Origin of the sequence: Ruminococcus sp. N15.MGS-57, from assembly GCF_000980385.1 — a bacterium.
Classification (GTDB): Bacteria; Bacillota; Clostridia; order Oscillospirales; family Ruminococcaceae; genus Hominimerdicola; species Hominimerdicola aceti.
The window spans coordinates 1-22,655 of record NZ_LARF01000036.1 but is presented as its reverse complement, the minus strand read 5'-3'; the positions used below and the strand labels follow the sequence as shown (position 1 = coordinate 22,655).

Annotated in this window: 21 protein-coding genes and 1 other annotated feature; of the genes, 4 read left to right on the top strand and 17 right to left on the bottom strand. The window is 44.2% G+C overall.

Annotated features, from left to right (window positions below):
* Nucleotides 1-51 precede the first annotated feature (51 nt).
* From WS40_RS08115 to WS40_RS08095, 5 genes are all read right to left on the bottom strand, one after another.
* Nucleotides 52-1,290, bottom strand: coding sequence for a chloride channel protein (locus WS40_RS08115; RefSeq protein WP_046441633.1), 1,239 nt, complete (start codon nt 1,288-1,290; stop codon nt 52-54).
* A gap of 166 nt (nt 1,291-1,456) precedes the next feature.
* A complete protein-coding gene (locus tag WS40_RS08110) occupies nt 1,457-1,831 on the bottom strand; it encodes a RidA family protein (protein ID WP_022287624.1) in 375 nt (124 codons plus the stop codon).
* Between the two features lie 23 nt (nt 1,832-1,854).
* Nucleotides 1,855-3,057, bottom strand: coding sequence for a threonine ammonia-lyase (gene ilvA / locus WS40_RS08105; protein ID WP_022287623.1), 1,203 nt, complete (start codon nt 3,055-3,057; stop codon nt 1,855-1,857).
* Nucleotides 3,058-3,103: 46 nt separating this feature from the next.
* Nucleotides 3,104-3,328 (bottom strand) — a binding site (T-box leader).
* Nucleotides 3,329-3,588: 260 nt separating this feature from the next.
* Nucleotides 3,589-3,894, bottom strand: a complete 306-nt coding sequence (locus tag WS40_RS08100; protein ID WP_022287622.1) for a hypothetical protein — start codon at nt 3,892-3,894, stop codon at nt 3,589-3,591.
* Nucleotides 3,895-3,908: 14 nt separating this feature from the next.
* Complete coding sequence (locus WS40_RS08095; protein WP_022287621.1) at nt 3,909-4,148, bottom strand: hypothetical protein; 240 nt, start codon at nt 4,146-4,148, stop codon at nt 3,909-3,911.
* Between the two features lie 31 nt (nt 4,149-4,179).
* Here WS40_RS08095 and WS40_RS08090 point away from each other — a divergent pair, with 31 nt between their 5' ends.
* Nucleotides 4,180-4,932, top strand: a complete 753-nt coding sequence (locus WS40_RS08090) for a DUF421 domain-containing protein (RefSeq protein WP_117925142.1) — start codon at nt 4,180-4,182, stop codon at nt 4,930-4,932.
* On the opposite strand, the gene WS40_RS08085 is transcribed toward WS40_RS08090, so the two are convergent.
* The 10 genes from WS40_RS08085 to ypeB all read right to left on the bottom strand — a co-directional run bounded on the left by WS40_RS08085 (nt 4,920) and on the right by ypeB (nt 15,704).
* A complete protein-coding gene (locus WS40_RS08085) occupies nt 4,920-5,525 on the bottom strand; it encodes a Maf family protein (protein WP_181979751.1) in 606 nt (201 codons plus the stop codon). The two genes, WS40_RS08090 and WS40_RS08085, sit on opposite strands and share 13 nt — an antisense overlap.
* Before the next feature lie 79 nt (nt 5,526-5,604).
* Nucleotides 5,605-6,300: a zinc-ribbon domain-containing protein gene (locus WS40_RS08080; RefSeq protein WP_046441627.1), complete on the bottom strand. Its 696-nt coding sequence runs from the start codon at nt 6,298-6,300 to the stop codon at nt 5,605-5,607.
* Between the two features lie 18 nt (nt 6,301-6,318).
* Nucleotides 6,319-7,752, bottom strand: a complete 1,434-nt coding sequence (locus WS40_RS08075) for a SpoIID/LytB domain-containing protein (protein ID WP_325208491.1) — start codon at nt 7,750-7,752, stop codon at nt 6,319-6,321.
* A 201-nt stretch (nt 7,753-7,953) separates the two neighbouring features.
* Nucleotides 7,954-9,054 (bottom strand): cell wall hydrolase, encoded by a 1,101-nt coding sequence (locus tag WS40_RS08070; protein WP_046441626.1) that lies wholly within the window; start codon nt 9,052-9,054, stop codon nt 7,954-7,956.
* A 109-nt stretch (nt 9,055-9,163) separates the two neighbouring features.
* Nucleotides 9,164-10,234, bottom strand: coding sequence for a class B sortase (locus WS40_RS08065; RefSeq protein WP_022287615.1), 1,071 nt, complete (start codon nt 10,232-10,234; stop codon nt 9,164-9,166).
* Nucleotides 10,235-10,239: 5 nt separating this feature from the next.
* The gene (locus WS40_RS08060) at nt 10,240-10,779 is read right to left on the bottom strand and encodes a CinA family protein (RefSeq protein ID WP_046441625.1); all 540 of its coding nucleotides are present in this window, start codon (nt 10,777-10,779) and stop codon (nt 10,240-10,242) included.
* A 352-nt stretch (nt 10,780-11,131) separates the two neighbouring features.
* Entirely contained in the window at nt 11,132-12,307 is a 1,176-nt protein-coding gene (gene thiI, locus WS40_RS08055; protein WP_046441624.1) for a tRNA uracil 4-sulfurtransferase ThiI, read from the bottom strand.
* A gap of 118 nt (nt 12,308-12,425) precedes the next feature.
* Nucleotides 12,426-13,556, bottom strand: a complete 1,131-nt coding sequence (locus WS40_RS08050; RefSeq protein WP_046441623.1) for a cysteine desulfurase family protein — start codon at nt 13,554-13,556, stop codon at nt 12,426-12,428.
* Nucleotides 13,557-13,743: 187 nt separating this feature from the next.
* Nucleotides 13,744-14,355: a rubrerythrin gene (gene rbr / locus WS40_RS08045; RefSeq protein WP_046441622.1), complete on the bottom strand. Its 612-nt coding sequence runs from the start codon at nt 14,353-14,355 to the stop codon at nt 13,744-13,746.
* Between the two features lie 17 nt (nt 14,356-14,372).
* On the bottom strand, nt 14,373-15,704 hold the full coding sequence (ypeB, locus tag WS40_RS08040) for a germination protein YpeB (RefSeq protein ID WP_046441621.1): 1,332 nt from the start codon (nt 15,702-15,704) through the stop codon (nt 14,373-14,375).
* Between the two features lie 339 nt (nt 15,705-16,043).
* On the opposite strand from ypeB, the gene WS40_RS11555 reads away from it, so the two are divergent.
* Nucleotides 16,044-18,584 carry a GH25 family lysozyme gene (locus tag WS40_RS11555; protein ID WP_325208490.1) on the top strand — a complete coding sequence of 847 codons (2,541 nt, stop codon included), beginning with the start codon at nt 16,044-16,046 and terminating at the stop codon, nt 18,582-18,584.
* 315 nt (nt 18,585-18,899) lie between these two features.
* Here WS40_RS11555 and WS40_RS08030 read toward each other — a convergent pair whose 3' ends face one another.
* Together WS40_RS08030 and WS40_RS08025 are read right to left on the bottom strand one after the other, a co-directional pair.
* On the bottom strand, nt 18,900-19,556 hold the full coding sequence (locus WS40_RS08030; RefSeq protein WP_022287608.1) for an HD domain-containing protein: 657 nt from the start codon (nt 19,554-19,556) through the stop codon (nt 18,900-18,902).
* Between the two features lie 345 nt (nt 19,557-19,901).
* On the bottom strand, nt 19,902-20,855 hold the full coding sequence (locus tag WS40_RS08025; RefSeq protein WP_046441620.1) for a GTP-binding protein: 954 nt from the start codon (nt 20,853-20,855) through the stop codon (nt 19,902-19,904).
* Nucleotides 20,856-21,322: 467 nt separating this feature from the next.
* Here WS40_RS08025 and WS40_RS08020 point away from each other — a divergent pair, with 467 nt between their 5' ends.
* Entirely contained in the window at nt 21,323-22,138 is an 816-nt protein-coding gene (locus WS40_RS08020; protein WP_046441619.1) for a ParA family protein, read from the top strand.
* Nucleotides 22,139-22,150: 12 nt separating this feature from the next.
* A partial coding sequence (locus tag WS40_RS08015; protein WP_046441618.1) for a ParB/RepB/Spo0J family partition protein occupies nt 22,151-22,655 on the top strand: 505 nt, incomplete at its 3' end.

The window sequence follows — 22,655 nt, the reverse complement described above, 5'->3', positions numbered from 1 at the left end:
CCAAAAGCAGGAAATCTCGACTCTTTGAGCGCTGTTTTTTTACAACGCCTTTTATTTTGCATTTATGTTGATATATTCGGGCTTTGTCTTTGAGTACATTATTTTCTGGCTGGAATAAAGTCCGTAATAGCCCGAAAGCATATAGCTTACTCCGCAGGCAACCGCAAAAAGCACAAGCCCACTTCCACCGAAAAGCTCATAGCTGAGAAGTATGGAAGCCACAGGGCAGTTCACAACGCCACAGAAAAGTGCCACAAGACCTATAGCCGCACCGAATGATGGGTCAAGCCCCAAAAAGCCTGCGGCTGTACAGCCGAAAGTTGCTCCGATAAAGAAGGTCGGGACTATCTCACCGCCCTTGAAGCCTGTATTTATAGTTATGGCGGTGAAAAGCATTTTCAGGGCAAAGGCTTCTGGGTGCGCCTTACCTTTCTCTAAAGCCGCCACGATAACGTCTACGCCTGCTCCGTTGTAATCCCTTGTACCTACAAGCAAAGTCAATGCAATGATCACAACGCCACCTACAGCTATCCTGAGATAGGTGTTAGGCAGATACATCTGAAATCTTGAATGTGAAAACTCCATTACCATGCAAAGGAGTATGGATATCACCGCACAAAGAGCCGCAAGCGCCGCTATCTGGGTCACAGACACAAGGGAAAGCCTTGGTATGCCTGTTATGTTGAACTTTGTTGGCGCAAGCCCTGCCAACAGCGATATTTTATATGCGATAAGAGAGGAAGCTATGCAAGGCACAAGACCCACATAGTATATAACGCCCACGCTTATTACTTCCATAGCGAAAAAAGTCGCAGTCAAAGGCGTGCCGAAAAGTGCGGCAAACACTGCGCTCATTCCGCACATTATCACAAGGCTGGAGTCTTTTTCGTCAAGCTTTAAAAGCTCGCCTGCCTTTGCACCAATGCTTCCGCCAAGCTGCAAAGCCGCACCCTCACGTCCTGCCGAACCGCCCGTAAGGTGGGTGAGTACGGTGCCTAGAAAGATGAGAGGCGCCATAAGCAGCGGCACTTTGATGTTTCCACGAACAGAGCTTATGATAAGATTTGTACCGGTCTCCTCGTTCACCTTGCAGACACGATAGCTGAAAATGATAAACAGACCTGCCAACGGCATAAGATACAATGTCCAGCTATGACACTCACGGAAGCCTGTGGCAAAGTTTACCGCCATATGGAACAGCGAGCCGACTATTCCCCCTATTACGCCCACTGCGCAGGCGATAAAGACCCACTTTGCAAAGGCTATGGAGAATTTTTTCACCGTCCGCATTTTGCTTTTTATAAACTCACTGCTTATTTTCCTCACCCCTTTTTACAGAAAAACAACGGGCGACATATGCCGCCCGAAATATTTGAAATACAGCTCCACAATAATGGGACGTCGCATTTCTGTGAAACAGAAATTCAGCCGTTCCACTACAAGATAATATGCTAAATTATACCTCAGCGATTACCTCTACCTCAACGAGAACGTCCTTTGGAAGCTCTTTTGCGGCAACGCATGAACGTGCAGGCTTTGATGTGAAATACTCGCCGTAAACTCCGTTAAATGCACCGAAATCTGACATATTCTTAAGGAAGCATACTGTCTTTACAGCCTTGCCGATAGATGTTCCTGCGGCTTCAAGAACGTTTGTGAGGTTCTTGCAAACCTGATGTGTCTGCTCCTCGATAGTTGTTGCCTCAACGTTGCCTGTTGCTGGATTTATTGCTATCTGACCTGATGTGAAAACAAGGTTTCCTACCTTCATTGCCTGTGAATATGGACCGATTGCGTCCGGTGCGTTCTTTGTGTAAACAACTTCTGCCATTTTTATCTACTCCTGTCTTAAAATTACTTATTGACTATCTTAAAGCCTGCGGCTGTAAGAGCCTGTCTTATCTCTCTGATATGATCGAAGTTTCTTGTTTCAAGAACAAGTCTGAGCAAGCAATCTGTGATATCGCTGTCCTCGCTTGCTCTCTCGTGGTGAACAGAAACAACGTTTCCGCCAAGCTTTGAAATTATCTCTGAAACATCTCTAAGCTGACCAGGTCTGTCCTCAAGCTGGATAGTAAGAGTATCAGATCTGCCAGACTTGAGCAGACCTCTCTTGATAACTCTTGAAAGTATAGTTACGTCTATATTTCCGCCTGAAACAAGACATACGACCTTTTTGCCCTTGATGTCAGGTATCTTATTAAACATTACTGCGGCAACAGGTGTTGCGCCTGCGCCCTCTGAAACGAGCTTTTGCTTCTCGATAAGGTGGAGGATAGCTGATGATATCTCGTCGTCTGAAACTGTAACAACGCCGTCAACATACTTACTGCAATACTCGAAGGTATGCTCGCCAGGCTCTTTTACCTTGATTCCGTCTGCGATAGTGTGAACGCTTTCAAGGCACTCTATCTTGCCGTCTTTAAGTGAATTTACCATTGAAGGTGCGCCTTCAGCCTGAACGCCGTATACTCTAACGCTTGGCTTGAGCTGTTTTACAGTGAATGCAACACCTGAGATAAGTCCGCCGCCGCCGACCGGAACAACGATAACGTCTGCGTCAGCCACCTGACTTAGTATCTCCAGACCGATAGTTCCCTGACCTGCGATAACATTTTCGTCATCGAACGGGTGAATAAATGTATAGCCGTTAGCGTCACGAAGCTCGATAGCCTTTGCATAAGCGTCATCATAAACGCCAGGCACAAGACATACCTCAGCGCCATAGCCCTTGGTTGCCTCTACCTTTGAGATAGGTGCGCCGTCAGGAAGACAGATGATAGACTTTATACCGTTCTTTGTTGCGGCGAGAGCAACGCCCTGTGCGTGGTTTCCTGCTGAGCAGGCGATAACGCCGTGTGACTTTTCCTCGTCTGAAAGCTGTGATATCTTATAATAAGCTCCTCTTACCTTGAAAGAACCTGTTACCTGAAGATTTTCTGTTTTCAGATAAACGTCACAATCAGGGTTTACCTTTGGCGCATGGATACACGCTGTTGGTCTGATGACCTCTTTAAGCACGTTTGAAGCGTCAAAAACCTTATCCAATGTAAGCATAAAAAACAACCTCTTTTTTCTATGTAATAAAAAAAGCCCTCGCCTGACTAGAGGCGAAGACATAATATCTCCGTGTTACCACTCTGATTGCAGACCATAAGCCTGCCACTCATATCTCTTTCTAACGGTGAGAAACCGTATCCGCTTAACACATCTGCTTAGGCGGATCAGCTCAGAGATGATCCTGACGGCGTTATCCCTGCGGACTTTCACCAAACGTCCGCTCTCTGCGAAGTATTCGCACCGTCACCTTTCTCGTCACAGCCTTTACGATATTCAATACAATCATTATATCACCATAAATATGAATTGTCAACAGCAATAAAATGAATTTTTCTCTAAGACATTATACAAAAAATAAAAACCCACACGCTCGTGCAGGTTTTTATTCATTAAGGAAGTATAGAAAAAATATATGAAGAAAACAATCATGAAGTCTTTTTAACTGTCGGTCTTTCCTTTCCGACTGTAATAATATTACCACTGCAATGTGATAGAATTATGTGCAAAGAGAGTGCATTTGCAAAAATATCACCTTTTGTTTGCGTAATGCACAACGATATGACGAAGCTTCCCTGTGGTCATATCCCTGCCCTTTATATCCGCTCCGTTGTGGCTCATAAGCTCAGCGCAGACTATGCCGTCGGTACTGCACCTGAAAACCTCGTGTCCGTCACACACCACCACAAGCTTTTCGCTGTCCACAGATATTCCGCCTGTTCTTCCGATAACATTTTCCTCTGCGCCCTCACGCTCCACCACATAGGAAACTCGTTTCCCATGATAGCGTTCAAGCTCTTTCAAGGGCGTACCTTTATTTTTTCTGAAAAGTCCCATTTTACGCTCCTGTATCAATTATCTGCTATATTATTATCATTTCCTGCACAAAGCTGCCTTGCGGAGGCGATAACGTCAAGCGACTCGCCCACCGACTGCAAAAAGGCTGACAGCAGCCCAAGCTGGTCAACGCTCAAACCCTCGCCAAGATAATTTGCAAATGCCGCAGCCATTATATTAAGCTGCTGACCGCAGCACGATCCCCTGTTTTCCACTGATACCGCCCTTTCCTGCTCACAACGTTTCTCTGTCATAATATGCGTCAGAAGAATAATACGTTCGCATATGCAGATAATAAGGGCATATTCAGAAAGGGGTCAAACACCTATGAACATCACTCACACCATACTTGCCACAGTCGGCTCTATAATCGTTATGTTTGCCATATCAAAGCTTCTTGGCAACAAGCAGATATCACAGCTCACGCTTTTTGACTACATCAACGGAATCACCATAGGCTCTATCGCCTCTGAAATGGCTGTTTCGCAGGAAATGGACGAGCTTATCGTGCCTGTTATCGCAATGGTGCTTTACGGACTGACAGGCTTTCTGTTGTCTGTGCTTACGATGAAATCTATCCACTGCCGACATTTTCTTTCGGGCAAGCCTATCCTGCTTATTGAAAAAGGCAAAATATATCCCGAAAACCTTAAGACCGCCAAGCTTGATGTGAACGATCTGCTTTCAAGAGCAAGAACGTCAGGCTATTTCGACATCTCAAAGATTTACTACGCTATTCTGGAAACCAACGGCACTATCTCTTTCATGGAACGTGCCACAGAAGCACCCCTCACTCCAAAAGACTTAGGATATGAGAAGCAGGACGAAAAGCTTTGCACCGACCTTATCCTTGACGGTGTTATTATGGAGGACAACCTGAAATACGCAGGCAAGGAGATAAAATGGCTCACCAACGAAATAAGAAAGCAAGGCTGTTCATCGCCTGACAAGGTCTTTCTCTGCATAGTTGACGGAAACGACAAGGTGACAGTGTTCCCGAAAACTCAGGAGAGCAACAAGAAGATCTACTTCGACTGAACCTTCTTCAAAAACTCGTGCAGCTCCTCTGCAAGCCTGCTCACAGGCAGACCAACAACGTTATAAAAGTCCCCGTCTATCTTTTCCACAAGAAGTGCTCCAAGCCCTTGTATGCCGTAAGCCCCCGCCTTATCCATAGGCTCGCCGCTTTTCACATAGGCTTTTATCTCCTGGTCGGAAAGCTCTCTGAAAGTCACTGCGGTATCAACGGAAAAGCTACTGTAACGACAGCCTCTGCCAAGGGTAACGCCTGTTACAACATGATGAGTCTTGCCTGACAGCATTTTTAACATTCTTATGGCATCAGCTTCGTCCACAGGCTTACCAAGAACTTCCCCATCGCATATTACAACAGTGTCACAGCCGATAACAACGCTCAGGTCATAGACAGAAGCGATACATCTGCATTTTATCCCTGAAAGATACTCAGGGGCAAGCTCTGGTGTAACGTCCTCTGGTATTTTTTCGTCACAATCAGAGGGGATAACCCTGAAATTCTCACACATCAATGACAGCAGTTCTTTTCTTCTTGGCGACGCTGAAGCAAGTATAACATCATAATCCATAAGCTCGCTTGAAATATTCACTGACATAAAGATCTTCCTTTACTTCTTTTACTTCTTACTCAAAAAGGCAACGCACTTATTATCCTGCGCTGCCTTAGTTTTTTTATTACAACTTCATTCCGCACTCTGAGCAGAACTTAACGCCTGCCGGCTCTTTGTGGCCGCACTGAGAGCAGAATACAAAACTGCTGTTTACAGGCTCTTGCACTGGAGCTTCTGCTATCACCGGAGCAGGCTGTGGCATTGGTGCAGGCTGAGGTGCTGTTTCAGGCTGTGGGATAGGTGCAGCAGTCTGTGCCACAGCAGGCTCAGGGATAGGAGCGGCTGTCTGAACATTCTGCTGAGCAGGATTGCCATAAACAGGATTAGCCTGTGGCTGAGTATAAGCAGATGAAACAGGGTGATTATGATAGCCCTGACTATTTTGTATAACAGGCTGTGCGCCCATTGGAACTGCACCGCCCTGAGCAGGCTGCTGATAAACAGGCTGAGCCATTTCAGGCTGTTTTGTTCCGCAGTTAGGGCAGAACGCCATATTCACTGGTATCTCGTGGCCACAGCCGGAACAAAGTTTCATTCCTCTGATGGTAAGAAGCTGTTCATTAAGATTTTTCAGTTCTTCAAGAGTTGCGTCTATCTGAGCAATAAGGTTTTTCACCTCCGGCTCTTCTATCTTGTCAGCCATTCTGAGCTTGACATATCTGCCTATCTCGGTATACTTATCGTTTATAAAGGCAAGCTTTGCGTCTATCTGTGCCTTTACTGCATTTTCAGGTGTATTCTTAGGTGAAAAAAATCCCATTTTTATTCTCCCTTTCGGTTATAATATTTCTTCTGTATTTTGCTCTATGGTGATATTATCCTCAGGCTGATCGTCAAACGAAGTTGTTGTAGAATCAGGTGCTTCTGTAGCAGGAGCGGTGGTAACAGTGCCGTTCTCGGTCGGCTGAGTCTGTGCAGGCTCACTGTCATCTTTGCTGTCGCCTGAAGCGTTTCCGCCCTCGTCAACTATCTCTGAATCCTTTATCTCCTTATCTATCTCGTCCTGCGACATCTGACCTCTCTTTACAGCTTTGTCATTTACAGCCGACAGACCAAGATAGCAATTCACATAATAGTGAGTAAGTATCTGATCATATGTATAGCCAGCCTCGGCATAATAGCAAGCGCCCCACTGCGACATTCCAACGCCGTGACCCCAGCCATAGGACTTGAAAGTGAACACACCGTCCTTATAGCTTATCTCCATGGCGTTCGATTTCACATCAAAGAGGTTGCAGAGCGTGATACCTGTTATCCTAGCTTCACTGCCATCATATGTACAGCTCGTATGGCCGTCGATAGTCACTCCGCTTATATACTTTCCGCTGAAAGCAGAGTCTATTTTAAACCAGTTCTTCACGTCGTCGGAAAGCTTTATATCAGTTTGGCTCTCGATACGCTCCTTGACCTCGTCTTTTGTATATGTAGCTTCAATGCCCCAGTTAGGATCTTTATCATCAAACTCGCTCTTTACACGCTTGAGATACGGGTAAGAAACGCCCCATATATCCTCGCTGGTGGTAGAATAACCTGCTGTTGAAGCAGAATAAACTGCATTTATGATATTGCCGTTATACATAACGGTCTGACCCTCAACGGCATTTATACATCTTTCTATCTTTGAAGAATATCCGCTTTTAAGCCCCACCGTAGGTATAGCACCGATAGAATCGTTAAATCTGACCCATGTATAAGCCGCCACGGCCTGCGCCTTTATGGCTTCCTCGCCCCACTCACCGCCTATCTCGCTGTTGACTATCTGACAGAGCAGTTCATGACCATTAAGAGTGACGATATTTCCTGAGATTATATCATTGACAGTATAATACTCATCAGCGACGCTTCTTGTATCTGTAAAGTTAGCAGGGTCGTTCTTTATATCGTAATACTCGCCCTTATCCTCAGGCATTTCCACAGTAAACTCACTGGCTGAAGCCTTTTTATTTGTGGTCTTTGCCTGCTTTTTCTGCTGAACATAAGACATATCATACTTATCCACAGAGGACTTTTTGAACTTCACAAAGTCATAGACCTCAGTAGCGGCAGTGGTCTTAACGCTTTGAGCTTCAACGTTTTTGACCTGCACCGCAGGGGCTTTTTCTGCGCCCACGCTTTTATTATCCAGCAGCAGCTCACCGCATATACCAACGGCAGTTATGCTCATTACCGCTGCGCAGACATTTGCACATATCTTTTTTGTCATCAAATTCATCGTCAAGACACTGTCCTTACCTTCAAGCGGTCACACCGCAAAACATTCCCAATGGCAGCAAAATACTCACTGCATACCTAAATAATAGTTTATCAAATACTGAAAAAAAGTCAAGACAAAGCTAAGTTTCGTCCTGACTTTTCAGCATAATATACAATTTTGCATCTGCAATATCGGCATTTTAGCCAAAAACTTCAAATATTACTTGAAGTATCTCTGACCATCAAGCTCCATGCAGAATGTGAGTGATTCAAACCAAGACGCTGTGCTTCCACCGCAATACTGTGGAGCGTAGTAATAAACTGCACCGTTTGAATTATCCTCGCCGTTAAGCGCTCTCTTTGCACAATCAATAGTATTCTGAGTTGGCTTGTTTCTGCCACTGTAATAGCCGTTTATTGCAGTGAACTGATTTGGCGCTGTAAGAACGTCGCTTATAGAGCTTCCAAATCTACCTGTTTTCACTCTGTTGATAATAACATTTGCAACAGCGATCTTGCTCTGCTCTGAACAGTTTCCTACCTCGCCCTGAAGAACGTAGCAAAGCATATCAAATTCTTCATCTGTATAGCTTATAACAGAACTGTTCGAGTTTGCTGTTGTTGCTTTCTTTGTTTCTGTCTTTTTTGTTTCAGACTTTGTTGTCTTAGCCTTTGTTGTCGTAGTCTTTTTTGTTTCAGACTTCTTAGCTGCTGTTGTAGTTTCGGACTTCGCAGCGGAAGTTGTTGTTACCTCTGCCTTTTTAAGATAGTCCTTCATTACATATCCGCTGTAGTCGCCGTATGTAACCTTATACCAACCGTCGCTTGTTTCAGCCGTAACGATAACTTCCTCGTCTGTTGCAACGATAGCTTCTATCTCTGAGTTCTTGTCAGCCTTTTCTCTGACGTTCACGATCTCAGTTGCGACCATTGTTACGTTATTGACCTTTGTTTCTTTTGCTGCATTTTTAGTAGTTTCTGTCTTTTTTGTTGTAGTGGCTTTGGCGGAAGTTGTTGTCTCGGACTCTGCCTGTGCCATTTTATACTCGCTGATACCCGCTTTTCTCCATGTAACGGTGTTCATTGAAGTATAGGTCTCATCTCTCTCAGTTTCTGCTTCTGTCACAGAAGTGGTCTTAGTGTTGGTTATTGCAGCTTTTGTGTCCTTCTGAGCCTCGTTGTTGCCGCTTGTAAGTGCAAAGATACTTACTGTACCTATCATCAGCACTGCCAGCGCACCGCTGCCCAGCATTGTTCCTACTTTCCTGACCGACGGCTTAGCTGTTCGCTTTATGCTGTCTTCAGTTTTTTTCTGCTTCATTTTAATCACATTACCCTTTCCGACCGTCTGCACGCAAACCGTCTTCACTGCCGTCCGTGAGCTTGACGTCAGCTAAAATTTATTTTACACCGATTTGGTGTAATAAACATCAATAATCCCAGCCGAAATACTTCTTATTGTTTCCGTATACGTTTCTCCAGCATTTAGGAAAATAAATATCCTTATTTGCCTTGTCCTTATAGGAATCTATTATAAGATCCAGGTTATCGTCAGCCGTCATTTTCTTTGCCACGATCACCCACCTGAGATTTGAAGTTTCGTTTGTACAAGTTGAGAGCGATATATACTTATCGTCTGCTGTACACTCGATATCGTTTGAATACCACGAACGCTTTCTCACTTCTGAGATCCAATCGTCAAACTTATAGTCAGCGTCGTCAAAATATCTGGTAGTCCAGTATTTGAAGAGCTTTCCGTCGTCCTGATTTTCAAGTATTCCCGTCACGAACGCACCCACGATAACATACTTACAGTTGCTGTCATAGATAGTATTGAACTCGATAACAGGATATTTCTTAAGAAAATCAACTCCCTTTTTATACTCAGTAAGATGAGTAAAAGAAGTTCCCACATATCTCATGTTATGACCATATATCGTGATATTGTCAGACTGCCCGTCCTTATTTATGGTAGACCAAGCGTCTGCATAAATGCTTCCCGATTCGTAATACTGCTTGTCTATATTCTTGTAAAGATAATATTCATTATCCTTGCCTTTAAGAACAGGGAAGTTTATATATTCATCACCTGCGGAATTTTTAAAGCCGGGGATCTTTATCCAGCCTACGACGTCCTTGTTCCTTTTCAGAAGCTTCTTAGCCCAACCCTGAACTTCTCTGTCCTTCGTTGAAGCCTCAGGGTCAGAAACGTCAATATCGTCTGAGCCGTTATTCTTGCTCAGGTCAACGTCATCGCTAAAGTCAGGCTCATAATTTACGATCTCCTGCATATAGTTCTGATCCTGCTCGTCGGCTTTCAGAAAATCAGAAAGCTCATTAAGAGAAACACAGAAAAGCACGATAGAGAACATGAACACTATCTTTCTGAACACTTCTCCTGCTCCGTCGCCCTTCCACGGGATAAAATATCTTACTACTCTTACAAAAAAGTTTGTATCGTCCTTTTCGGACAGATTCATTGTTTCATTAGCCATTGACATTTATTTCAAGCCTCCGCCTTTTGTTCATACAGTTCAAGCACCATTCTCAGTGCTGTTTCTGTTGTAAGCATACGGATCTTTCTTCTGTCCAAATTCTCATATTCTTTATAAAGCTCAAGCCGTCTGACTATTTCTTTCTGACGACTTCTCACTGAAACATATACAGTTCCCACAGGCTTTTCCTGAGAGCCGCCGCTTGGGCCTGCTATACCAGTAACAGCCACTGCACAATCTGCACCGAAAAGCTTCAGCGCACCCTTGCTCATCTCACTGGCTGTCTGCTCAGAATAAACAGTATACTGCTCCAGCGTTTCCTTTTTCACGTTCAGAAGCTTCATCTTTATTTCCTCCGTATAGGTGCAAGCACCGCCGAGGAACATTTCCGACGCTCCCGAAACGGAAGTGATCGTCTGACTTATCATTCCGCCTGTACAGCTTTCCGCAGTACACAGCTTCCGACCGCTCTTTATCATATATTTTACTACACTTTTTGTAACTATGTCAATACTATCTGTAACCACTTTGTCACCTTCAGCAAATTTCATAGTAATAATCACCCCTTTTAGTTATATATTGCACATAAAAAATCGGCTCTTTTTGTCCATTTTGTTAATTCGACGTTTTTTAAAAACCAATGTTAATAGCAAATTCTGCAAGCAGATGTTACACTTTTGTTACCAAATTACTGATTTTTCATTATTAGCAAGCCCATTCAACACCCTTTCGGACGCAAAGAAAAGCCCTGAAAATTCGGGGCTTTTCGGCATTTTTCACCATGGAAAGACACAATATTCGGGTACAAAAAAGCGTACAATTAAGCTACAAGCTGTTACAGTTTTAACCTGTTTGTAACCTTTTCACAGACACCACGCAACGGGTGTACGCCATGAAAATACGCTATGCGTTTTTGATAAGATAAGGCTTTGTTCCCTCGATAGCTTTCTGGATATAAGGCTCCCAATCGAAAGCGTTCTGAGCGGCTTCAACGTCTGCAAGATTTGGTCTTGTCTTAGGGTGCTTTGGCGTGAAAACCGTACAGCAATCCTCATAAGGGAGGATAGAGGTATCAAAAGTATCTATCTTTCTTGCTATCTCCACTATCTCAGATTTGTCCATACCAACGCATGGTCTGAATACAGGCATACGGCAAGCGGCGTCTGTGCAGACCATTGCATACATAGTCTGGCTCGCTACCTGTCCAAGGCTCTCTCCTGTGACAAGGGCTTGGATATCCTCTTTCTCGCATATTCTCTGTGCAATCTCCATCATAAGTCTTCTCATCAGGATAGTGAAAAGCTCCTCAGGGCAGTTATCTCTCAGAAGCTCCTGGATCTCCGTAAAAGGCACGCAGAAGAAGTTGATATCACCGCAGTAAGCAGTGATTATCTTGGCAAGCTTTTCAACTTTCATCTTCGCTCTGTCAGAAGTATACGGAGGAGCTTCAAAGTGGATAGCGGATATTATCGCACCACGCTTTGCCATCATATAGCCTGCAACAGGCGAATCTATACCGCCTGAGAGAAGAAGCATTGCCTTTCCGCTTGAGCCGACAGGTATTCCGCCAGCGCCCTCGATAGAGCCTGCGTGAACATAAGCGTTGGTTTCTCTTATCTCCACTGTTACTACAACGTCAGGATCGTGAACGTCAACTTTAAGGTGTGGGAATCTTTCAAGTATCTTTCCGCCCATTTCTATACATATCTCAGGGGACTTGAATGGGAACTTCTTATCTGAACGCTTTGCGTCGACCTTGAAAGTTCTCGCAGTTTCCATTTCGTCCTCGATATAGTCAAGTGACTTTGTGAGTATCTCGTTCATATCCTTTTCCAAAACGCAACAGCGACAAAGCTTAACGATACCGAAAATTTTCGACAGCTTTTCCACTGCCATGTCAACATCACTGTCATCATTGAGTGGCTCAACATACAATGTGGACTGCGCCTTTGATACGCTGAACTGTCCGCAGCTTTTAAGTCTTCTTTTTACGCTCTTTGTCATCATGCTCTCGAAGCTTGATTTGTTAAGACCTTTCAGAGCTATCTCGCCATATTTGCAGAGAATGATTTCTTTCATAAATTTTATCCTTTCTTTACGAAAACTGCACAAAAAAAGTCCTCGTCAAAAACCTGTCAAAAGCGACCTTTTTCGCCGTTCCCCTTTATAAATAGTACAAAACATTTGTTTGCGTGTTTTACCTTACCTTGCACAGGTCATTCTGCGCAGACTTTATGCCCTCCATAAGAGCGTCGATATCGGCCTTTGTGGTGTCGATGCTAAAGCTTATCCTGATAGTGGAGTCAAGGCTCTGCTCGGGATATCTGAACTCTTTTAGCACAGAGCTTTTCTTGCCCTTTGAGCAGGCTGATCCGCTTGAAACATATATCTCACGCTTTTCAAGATAGTGGAGAAGCACTTCGGACTTTAACCCATTGACGGCAATGCTTGTGACATAAGGCGAGCCGCCTTTTCGTGAATTTACGAAAACATCACCGTTTTCGTTACACTTTTCTATGAGATAGTCTTGGATATCAGCCGTCTTTTCAAAGTTCGCAGAAACATTCGGCGCAAGCTTTTTCACCGCCGCACCGAAACCGCATATGAGCGGCACTGACTCAGTACCCGAACGAAAGCCTTTTTCCTGTCCTCCCCCAAGCATAAAAGGCGGTATATGAATGCCCTTTTTCACATACAGCGCACCGATGCCCTTTGGAGCATATATTTTATGACCGCTGAGGGATATCATATCGGCATTCAGCTTTTTGGCTTTTACAGGAATTTTCATAAAGCCCTGAACGCAGTCGCAGTGAGTAAGCACCTGAGGATATTTTTTCTTTATCATAGAAAAAGCCTTTTCCACAGGGAGTATGTAGCCGTTTTCGTTGTTCACAAGCATACAGCTAACAAGGAAAGTGTCCTCGTTCACAGCGGCAAAGATGTCACGAGCGTTTATCTCGCCGTTCTCGTCAGGTGATATCCTTATGACCTCACAGCCCATATCTTCAAGCTCCTGGGCAGGATTTTTCACAGCAGGGTGTTCAACAGAGGATATGACAACACGCTTTTTACGTTTTCCGTGAGCCTTGTAAGCCCCGAAAATAGCGGTATTGTTGCTTTCAGTAGCGCCTGAAGTGAAATAGACCTCATCAGGGGTAACACTGAGAGCGTCGGCAATGATCTCACGAGCGTCAGAAACAAGAAGTTCAGCGTCAAGACCTGCTCTGTGCAGAGAAGAGGGGTTTCCGAAGACCTCCAAGCCTTTCATTACAGCCGCTTTAGCTTCATCACAAGGTTTTGTGGTGGCGGCATTATCAAGATATATCAATTATCACAAGTCCTTTCATGTTTTATCGCAATTATTTTTATTATAACATATAATTGTGAATAATGCAAACAAATCGGGAAAGTTAGGAATGAGGAGTGAGGAGTGAGGAATTATGGTATCGCCTGCGGCGATGTATTTTTACAAAGCACAATGCGGCACGGCATTTTCAGCCGCACCGCACAGAGCACTATTTATCACAGTTACAATTACTTCCCCATGAAGCCATGGACAGTCTAATATAATATCCCTGCGCTTCTCCGCAAACAGGACACCTCTCAGGGGCTTGCGTGCCCTCCACGATATAACCGCAGTTCAAGCATACCCACGTTTCAGACTGGGAGGAAGAGAACAGCTTTCCCTCTTTCATAAGCTTGCCAAATGCCGCAAAACGCTTGCCGTGAACATTCTCTATCTTGGCGATATTCGTAAAGTCCTGCGCTATCTTTCCATAGCCCTCCTGCCTTGCGACCTCAGCAAATGCAGGATAAACGTCGTCTGATTCCTGACGCTCGTTGTGGTCTGCCATACCAAGCAAGGTACACATATCCTCCGAAATATCCACAGGATAACCGCCGTCAACAAACACGCTCTCTCCTGACAGCTCTTTGAGATGCTCGTAGAATATCCTTGCGTGAACTTTCTCCTGATCGGCAGTGAATTTGAACAGGTCGGCAAGCACATACAGCTTCTGCTGTCTTGCTTTTTCCTCCGCCATTGTGTAGCGGTTTCGTGCCTGACTTTCCCCTGCAAAGGCTCTCATAAGGTTATCCTTTGTCTTTGAATTTCTGAAATCTGACATTTTTTTATCCTCCTACTTTATACAGTCAGTGTTCCTGACTTGCTTTCCACAAGAATGAGTATCTGCTCCTCCTCAGCGGTCTGTGCATTTATATATACAAGCACGTTCCTGCCGTTTTCTGCCCTGCACCTGAACTCATAACACAGCTTCTCCTCCAAACCGTCGGTAGGGATAAGTGCAAGCCTGCCGGATACTATTTCAAGGCGTGGGGACACGCTCTCTTTCGCTCGGCTTTGGGATATATCCGCTTCGGGGATATCTCTGTCATAGTGGTTCACCAAAAAGCCCTTTGCGTCAAAGCCTAATATCTCTCCGTCGTCCATTGCCACTGAAACTTTTATAAGGTCGGTGTAACAGCACACGTCAAGGTCGCTGTAGGCGAAATTCACTGTGAGAACGTTGTCGATATTCTCATAGTAGGTGGTTTTCATGGACAGTATGCCAAGGTCATCGAGAAAATCCTCTGCTGCCTTTACTCCTTGCTCATTTGTAAGCTCTGTGCTTTCGCTGATACGGCTTTTGAGGAAATATGAGATATATCCACCCTGCTTTGTCACCTCGCAAGCTACCGTCTTATCCTCGTTTGAAAATCTCCAGCATGGCATTTTGCCCTCTACCTCTGAGATATCTGTGAACACTGTGGAGTTCATGTTAAGCCCCAGGGAACAGCGTTCAAGGGCTTTGGTATGTGAAACGTTCTCTGCCTCAGATGTCATGCGTGGGGTACGCTCCATGATATTGTCTGAGAATGGGCCGTCATAAATAAGGCTTGGATAGCTTTCAAAGCTTCCCTCAAAGTCTGAGAAGCCCTCTGTCACTGTGAGCGGGTCGCTCTGCTGTGAGCCTGTTTGGGTGAGGGCTATCTCACCGCTGTTCACTGAGCTTTCAAGCTCCCACATATCTTCGGAAAGTTCTTTGGAAAAGTCATAGAGCGAGGATATGTTCTCATACTCCTCGTCTGTTATCTCCTCGCCGTTCATGAGCCTCTCGCTCACTGCCATGGAGTAGTTTCCTACCTGTGAGAGAAATTTGTAGGTGTTTTCAAGCTGCAGCTCTTCTATGGGAAGCTGTGACAGAGCCGCCTTTGCCGAGGACGCTTCTCTGTAAAGCTTCACCGCAAGCGACTGGTGCATTTTTCCTGAGCCTGCATAAAGTTCCTTTTCAAGAGTGTCGCTCACGTTCTCTACTGCGTCGCACAGGTCGCCCATGGCTCTTGAATAGGTGTAGCTCACACTACGCAACGCCTTTTTTTCACTGCTCATAAGTTGTATATTTCTCACCGCAAGCACACCCACGACAGCCACTGTGAAAGACACTATCCTAACTGCGTTTCGCTTTGATATATCCATTTTTTATGCTCTCCTTTTCTTTTTTCTCCATTATTATGCCAGCTAAAATGCTGATTATTCTCATTAACTGTGCCTTGCAGTGCCATTTCAGGCATATCATGATACACAAAATTTCTTTCCTAATCTTGTGTATCATGAACATCTTTATTTACTTATTATTACATAAATCTCAAAATAAGTGTAATGATTTAACTTTAAAATTACTGAATTGTATTTATCTGTATAAACGCAAATTTGACAACGTGCTGTAAAAGGGCTATAATAAAGGATGTGTAAAAATTATCGTGTAAAATGGCAGAAAAAATGTTAGCTCTGCCTACAATTCTACGGGAGGAAATTATGAAATTTATTCCAAAGCTGACTGGTGTGGTTTTGTCAGCGGCAATAATGGCTCAGTCTGTTCCATTCGTGTATGCGGCAGAGAAAAGCATTGCGTCAAGTGAGCTTTCAAATGATATCCAGATATCAAAGCCTGAATATGCTACAGGCAATATGGAGGCTGATGGTCTTTTAGAGCCTGTCACTGAGGACGACCCTGAGTATCATAAATATCTTGAAAACAACGATCCATACGGCATTATGACAATGTCTGCTCTGTGGGGGGCTGACAGCCTTACTCATCAAAACAGATTCAGCGGTGTTTCAAAGGTCTATGGCATTGACGTTTCCTATTATCAGGGCAACATAGATTGGAAAAAGGTCAAAAACAGCGGAGTGGAATTTGTTATCATAAGAGTAGGCTACCGTGGCTATGGCAGTGCAGGAACGCTTGTGGAAGACCCTAAGTTCAAGACCTATCTTGACGGAGCTACCAAGGCAGGGCTTAAAGTTGGCGTATACTTCTACACGCAGGCGATAACCACAGCCGAGGCTAAGGCAGAGGCTAAGTTCGTTCTTGACAGGATAAAGGGATATTCTCTGCAAATGCCTGTTTATTACGATATCGAGTCTGTTGACTATGACACTGGCAGACTTGACAGCGCAGGGCTTTCCAAGGCTCAAAAGACCGCTCTTTGCACAGCTTTTTGCGACACTATCATAAAATCGGGCTACAGCGCAGGTGTTTATGCAAACTACACATGGCTAAACTACTACATTGACGGAGCAGGACTTGGCAAGAAATATCCTATATGGCTGGCTCACTACACAAGCAACACCAATTATGACCAACGCATGGATATGTGGCAATATTCAGGAAGCGGTACTGTTTCAGGCATTTCAGCCTACACTGACGTAAACGTATGGTATTCGGGCAAGCTTCCACTTTATGTGTCCGACCTTATCTCAGTGAAAAACACCTCCACCTCCAACACATTTGCCTGGAACGGCGCTCCTGACGCAACAGGATATGAGGTATATCAGGGAACAAGCCCTAGCGACCCTAAAAAGAAAAAAATAGGGGATACAAAGGATACATATTTTACAAACTCTAACAAGTCCACAGGCACTATGTACAAATACATGGTGAGAGCCTACAGTGACGCTTCTGGCAAGCGTGTTTACGGGGATTACTCCGAGGTATTCACCACCTGCACGCTTCCTGCGAACATCTCAAAGATATCCGCTTCTGCAAGGGGAACTTCTGTCACAATTAGCTGGGACAAAGTTTCAAAGGCGACCGACTACATCGTGGAGCATTATGTGAACGGTGCATGGAAGCAGGTCGGCACAACTTCAAGCCTTTCATACAAGGTGAATGGTATCACACAGAACGGCGTTAATAAGTTCAGGGTAAAGGCGAGAAGAAATTACAGTGGCGTATACTACAATGGTGGCTACACATATGTAAACGCTGAGGTCACTGACATACCAAGTACAGTAACAGGCATAAGAAGCACTTCAAACACTTCTACATCAAACACCATAACATGGAACGCTTCCAAAAAAGCGGAAGGCTATGAGATCTATCAGTGGATAGGTACTACCGACAGCTACAAGCTCATAGGCACGACCACGTCCACAAAGTTCACAAACTCAAAGAAAAGCTCAGGCACTATGTACAGATACAAGGTAAGGGCATTCAACAATGTTGACGGACAGCGTATCGAGGGTGCATATTCCTCTGAGCTTACCACCTGCACTCTTCCTGCAAACGTATCATTCTCTCTTTGCTCCACTGACGTTGATTCCATAACACTCAACTGGAACAAGGTATCAAAGGCTACAGGCTATCAGGTAGAGATGTACACAAACGGAACATGGAAAACTCTCTCCACCCTTTCGGGAACGAGCTACACTGCAAGCGATCTTTCACAGAACACAGCTTATCATTTCAGAGTTAGAGCCATAAGAAATTATAACTACATAAATTACTACGGTGACTACACTGAAAAGGACATCACCATTCGTCCTGCAAACACACCAAAGGGGCTTTCCTCATCAGTGAACACATCAAGTTCCAACACTATCACATGGGAAAGCGTGAATGGAGTATCTGGCTACAGCGTTTATCAGTGGATAGGCACTACCGACAGCTACAAAAAGCTTGGGGACACTGCTTATCCATACTACACCAACTCAGGCAAGTCATCAGGCACTATGTACACATACAGAGTAAAGGCATATTATGTAAGCGACAATGTTATGCAATACAGCAAGCCTGCACAGGTGGTCACCTGCACGCTCCCTGCAAACGTCACTGTCACAACAGCAAAGCGTTCTGGAAGCAATATCTCACTTGCATGGAACAAGGTATCAAAAGCCACAGGATATGAGATATATGTTAAGTCAGGAAGCAGTTGGAAGAAGCTCACCACAACATCAGGCAAAAGCTACACTGCCAAAAATCTGTCAGGCACTAAAACATTCAGAATAAGGGCATACAGAAAATACAATGGTGTGAACTATTATGGTGCTTATACTGAAAAGACGGTTAAATAGTCACTCGCCGTGACGGGCATTTTACGCCATACATTGTGATATGATACAAATTTGCACCGCTGAATAAAAATGAGGGGCGACCTTAGGTCGTCCCTTTTTTTGCACAATTTTCAATATCCGCACAACATTATTGTAGGGGCTGGCACCCTTGACAGCCCGCTCGAAGCGACAAGATTTGAATTATCCGGAATTTATGCAGAGCAACATTGTGCGGATAACATAAATACGATTGCAGACGAAATGTCAAGGGGACGGGACGTCATATTTCTGCAAAGCAGAAATTGCGCCACTCCCCTACATAGTTTGTGCGTTAAATCACAATACTTTGCTTCCATTTGCTGTAAGCTTGAACTTTGCTCCCAGAACACCTGCCGCACCTCTGCACATAAGCATACGCTGCAGGAAAATGTCAAAATAGTCATACATGGTGCAGATACTTTCGTCTATCTGCAAATTAAGGGATATGACCTTTTTATCAGCATTTATCTTTAAGCTCGCTTCTGTTACCGCATAGTTCACCCTGTCATGGATATCAAAAGAGGACTTATCCTTATTTGACACACGATTTCTTCGCACATCTGTTTTATCACCTATTATCACTGCGGCTGACACCGGGTCTGTTGCGCCCCCTGTTGATTCGTCATGGCTTCCAATGCAGGAAACTATCGTCACCCTATCTTCCAATGGCATATCAGTGTCTTTGAGAATATCGTTTGCAAGTATTGCACCATACTCTGCATGGTGTGTACGATTGACAGCGTTGCCGATATCGTGCATATACCCTGCTATCTTTGCAAGCTCTATGGTATGCTCATCATAGCCGAACTCTTTAAGTATTGCGGCGGCTCTGTCTGCCACAAGAGTGGTATGCACCTCTGAATGGTCTGTAAAACCCAGAGATGTAAGATTTATCCCTGCCCTTTTTATAAATGCTTTTATTTCCTTGTTTTTTCTTATCTCTTTGTATGTCATTGATTTCTCCTGTTGGTTTATGATTATATTTATCTACGCAAGGCTTTTTACGTCCACATAATGTATTGTAGGGGCGAACAGTGTTCGCCCGCATTTGCTCGCCTGCATGAATTTGCGATTATACAAACCATGTCGCTCTCCGAACGGGACGTCGTATTTCTGCAAAGCAGAAATTGCGCCGCTCCCCTACAGTCACTCGCCGTGACGGGCATTTTACGCCATACATTGCAGCATGAGATACACTTGCACCGATCTTTAAAATGTGTAATTATAACCTGCAATTATCATATCACTATCCAAGCTTATATACAATACATTCCGCATTTATTTTACAATATTTTGACACTATACAGGCACAAAATAGCCGTCGATGTGCTCTTTGTCAAGCCCCTCGCCAATGACGATAAACACCGCCTGACCTCGCTCTATAGGCTTAACAGTGATGTTCTTGTGGGTGGCGTTAAGCTCAAGCCACTTGCCCTCAGCGTTTTGCATAAAGCCTTTTACACGAAATATCCTTCCGCACTTGCTGTCGCTCATAAGCCTGCTCACAGCATCTTCCATAGCATTATCGGGAAGCTTCATATTCATAAAATACAAAGAGGTATAAGCTTTATCTTGGTCGAACCACAGCTTTTCGTGGGAATCAGGCTCATAACCGCTGTTGGCTATCCTTTCCATATCATCGTCTGTCAGCTCCGACCAATCTTTCATTATTATCTCAGGCTTAGTCATTCTGTGGCAATGGAACTTTTTCTGCACGGCTTCAAGGTGTTTTAGAGTATCCTCAAGCTCCTGTTTTGTGGCTTCCTGACATCTGCTCATGAGAACTATGCCTGCTTCCGAAAGCTGAGAAGCAAGAAGATAATCAGAAGCTTCCGACAAGTTGGTATCAAGGCAGGCATCTGCAATAGTTATAACGCTTCCTATCTCATACCAATTATCAAGAGGTTCTTCTCTGAGCACATCAAAGAACTCGTCAGCTTCATAGATACCTGACGGCTCCACAATGACCCTGTCAAGACCACGCATACCCATAGCGATAAGCTTAGTCTTAAAACGCCGTCTATGGCAATCCTTATCAGCCGCCGAAACCATTTCAAGGTCGCAATTCTCGTCCAAAAGCTCCTGCAAAAGAAGCATATCCACATTCACTGCACCGAAATCATTCTCCAACACGCCAATTTTACAGCCCTTATCCAAAAGATAACGGGCATATTTTTTTATAAAAGTAGTCTTCCCTGCTCCGAGAAACCCCGTCACAAGGTCTACCTTGGTTTTCTTTTTCTCTGTGTTCATAGTTAATGCCTCCTAATGGTCATATTATACCACATTGACAGTGCTTTGGCAATGACAGAAATAAAAAAAACGCCTTACACTAAGTAAAGCGTATTTTGTACAGGGACTCGCCCTACATTACAAAGTTGGCAGCAAAGCTTATTGAGCGGTGCAAAGCTTGGCAACAAAAAACGCACCCTGCAAGCCCGCAAAGTGCGTAAATACGCTGGTGCGCCAGAAGGGACTCGAACCCCCGACCTACTGGTTCGTAGCCAGTCACTCTATCCAAAAATAAAACCACAAATTTCTTTCAGTTAAACAAAATATCATGAAAATGGCTGCTAAGACTTTGGCAGCTTTTTTGATGATATTTACACATATCATCAAGCATAGACAGGGTAGCTCCCTGAGCGGCAGGACGTTCTCCCCTGCCGCTTTTTCTGTGCTTAATACGGAGAACTTAAACATTTTCAGAAAGGGTGTTTTAAATGGAGAACACAAAAACAAAGATCGTAGCCGTTGCAAATCAGAAAGGCGGCGTCGCAAAAACAACATCGGCATTTAATATTGCCGCTATTCTTGCACAGCGAGAGAAAAAAGTCCTTATGATAGACTTTGACCCTCAGAGCAGCTTGTCAGTATCGTGCATGCAGTACGAATATAACCCTGACGATATCACTATCACTGAGCTTATGTCATCTATCATCAATAAGAAAACCATTGATTTCAAGACGGCTGTTCATCACAACGAGCCAAACAACATTGACTATATTCCTGCGACTATAACACTTTCAGGAATTGAAGTTGACCTGTGCAGAACACGCTGCTGCGAAATGGTGCTGAAACGTGTCCTTAGTAATTACATCGGCTGCTATGACTATATCATCATAGATTGCCCTCCGTCACTGAGCAACTTGCTCTATAATGCGCTTTCCGCCGCAGATATGGTCTTGATACCTGTGCTTGCTCAGGAAATGGCATTGAGCGGAATACCGCTTCTTCTTGACAGCATTGACGATATCCATGAGTACGCTAACCCTGACCTTGAAATACTCGGAGTATTCGCAACATGGACAGAGAAAAACAACACAATGTCAGCTGAAGTAATTGAGTCAATAAAAGCCGCATTCAATGATAAATACCTTGGCAGCATAAGCAAGTCAAAAGCAGCTCAGGACAGCAGCCGTGAGGGTATCGCCCTTTGCAACTATAAAATCAGCAGCACAAATAAATACAAGAATATGCTCGCAGACGAGTATCGTGTAATAGCTGACAAAATAGAGTGTGTCACGGTGACACACTAAGGAGGTTTCAGTATGATAGATATAAAACGCTCCGCAAATCGTCCAAGAGCTAACTTCTCAAATAACTTTGAGGAGCTTCTCATGGATAAGCAAAAGGTGGTTTCACTGCCTATGTCAAAAATTGAGCCTTTCAGCTTTAATGGTGATCCACAGCCCTTTGCAATAGATGAAAATGAGATATCTGCACTTGCCGACTCTATTTCAAAGTGTGGACTTATCACACCGATAATAGTTCGCAGCATTAGCAGCAACAGCTATCAGATACTCAGTGGTCATAAAAGATACGCCGCCTGCAAAAAGCTTATGCACCTTGACATTGACGCCGTTGTTATCGAGGTCACTGATGATAACGTAGCTTTCGATATAGTTTGCCAGGCTAACATTCAGCGTAAAGAGCCACGTCCAAGTGAGCTTTCTAAAATGTTCAATACATACCTAAGTCTGAGGAAAAACGTTTCAGCAGACCTTACAGTAAATGAGATAAGCAATATGTTCGGTATATCCAGAAAAACCATTT

Coding starts and splice junctions, on each gene's coding strand:
- WS40_RS08115 (WP_046441633.1), bottom strand. CDS start 1,290: ATGCGGACGGTGAAAAAATTCTCCATAGCCTTTGCAAAGTGGGTCTTT.
- WS40_RS08110 (WP_022287624.1), bottom strand. CDS start 1,831: ATGGCAGAAGTTGTTTACACAAAGAACGCACCGGACGCAATCGGTCCA.
- ilvA (WP_022287623.1), bottom strand. CDS start 3,057: ATGCTTACATTGGATAAGGTTTTTGACGCTTCAAACGTGCTTAAAGAG.
- WS40_RS08100 (WP_022287622.1), bottom strand. CDS start 3,894: ATGGGACTTTTCAGAAAAAATAAAGGTACGCCCTTGAAAGAGCTTGAA.
- WS40_RS08095 (WP_022287621.1), bottom strand. CDS start 4,148: ATGACAGAGAAACGTTGTGAGCAGGAAAGGGCGGTATCAGTGGAAAAC.
- WS40_RS08090 (WP_117925142.1), top strand. CDS start 4,180: ATGCAGATAATAAGGGCATATTCAGAAAGGGGTCAAACACCTATGAAC.
- WS40_RS08085 (WP_181979751.1), bottom strand. CDS start 5,525: ATGTCAGTGAATATTTCAAGCGAGCTTATGGATTATGATGTTATACTT.
- WS40_RS08080 (WP_046441627.1), bottom strand. CDS start 6,300: ATGGGATTTTTTTCACCTAAGAATACACCTGAAAATGCAGTAAAGGCA.
- WS40_RS08075 (WP_325208491.1), bottom strand. CDS start 7,752: ATGAATTTGATGACAAAAAAGATATGTGCAAATGTCTGCGCAGCGGTA.
- WS40_RS08070 (WP_046441626.1), bottom strand. CDS start 9,054: ATGAAGCAGAAAAAAACTGAAGACAGCATAAAGCGAACAGCTAAGCCG.
- WS40_RS08065 (WP_022287615.1), bottom strand. CDS start 10,234: ATGTCAATGGCTAATGAAACAATGAATCTGTCCGAAAAGGACGATACA.
- WS40_RS08060 (WP_046441625.1), bottom strand. CDS start 10,779: ATGAAATTTGCTGAAGGTGACAAAGTGGTTACAGATAGTATTGACATA.
- thiI (WP_046441624.1), bottom strand. CDS start 12,307: ATGAAAGAAATCATTCTCTGCAAATATGGCGAGATAGCTCTGAAAGGT.
- rbr (WP_046441622.1), bottom strand. CDS start 14,355: ATGTCAGATTTCAGAAATTCAAAGACAAAGGATAACCTTATGAGAGCC.
- ypeB (WP_046441621.1), bottom strand. CDS start 15,704: ATGGATATATCAAAGCGAAACGCAGTTAGGATAGTGTCTTTCACAGTG.
- WS40_RS11555 (WP_325208490.1), top strand. CDS start 16,044: ATGAAATTTATTCCAAAGCTGACTGGTGTGGTTTTGTCAGCGGCAATA.
- WS40_RS08030 (WP_022287608.1), bottom strand. CDS start 19,556: ATGACATACAAAGAGATAAGAAAAAACAAGGAAATAAAAGCATTTATA.
- WS40_RS08025 (WP_046441620.1), bottom strand. CDS start 20,855: ATGAACACAGAGAAAAAGAAAACCAAGGTAGACCTTGTGACGGGGTTT.
- WS40_RS08020 (WP_046441619.1), top strand. CDS start 21,323: ATGGAGAACACAAAAACAAAGATCGTAGCCGTTGCAAATCAGAAAGGC.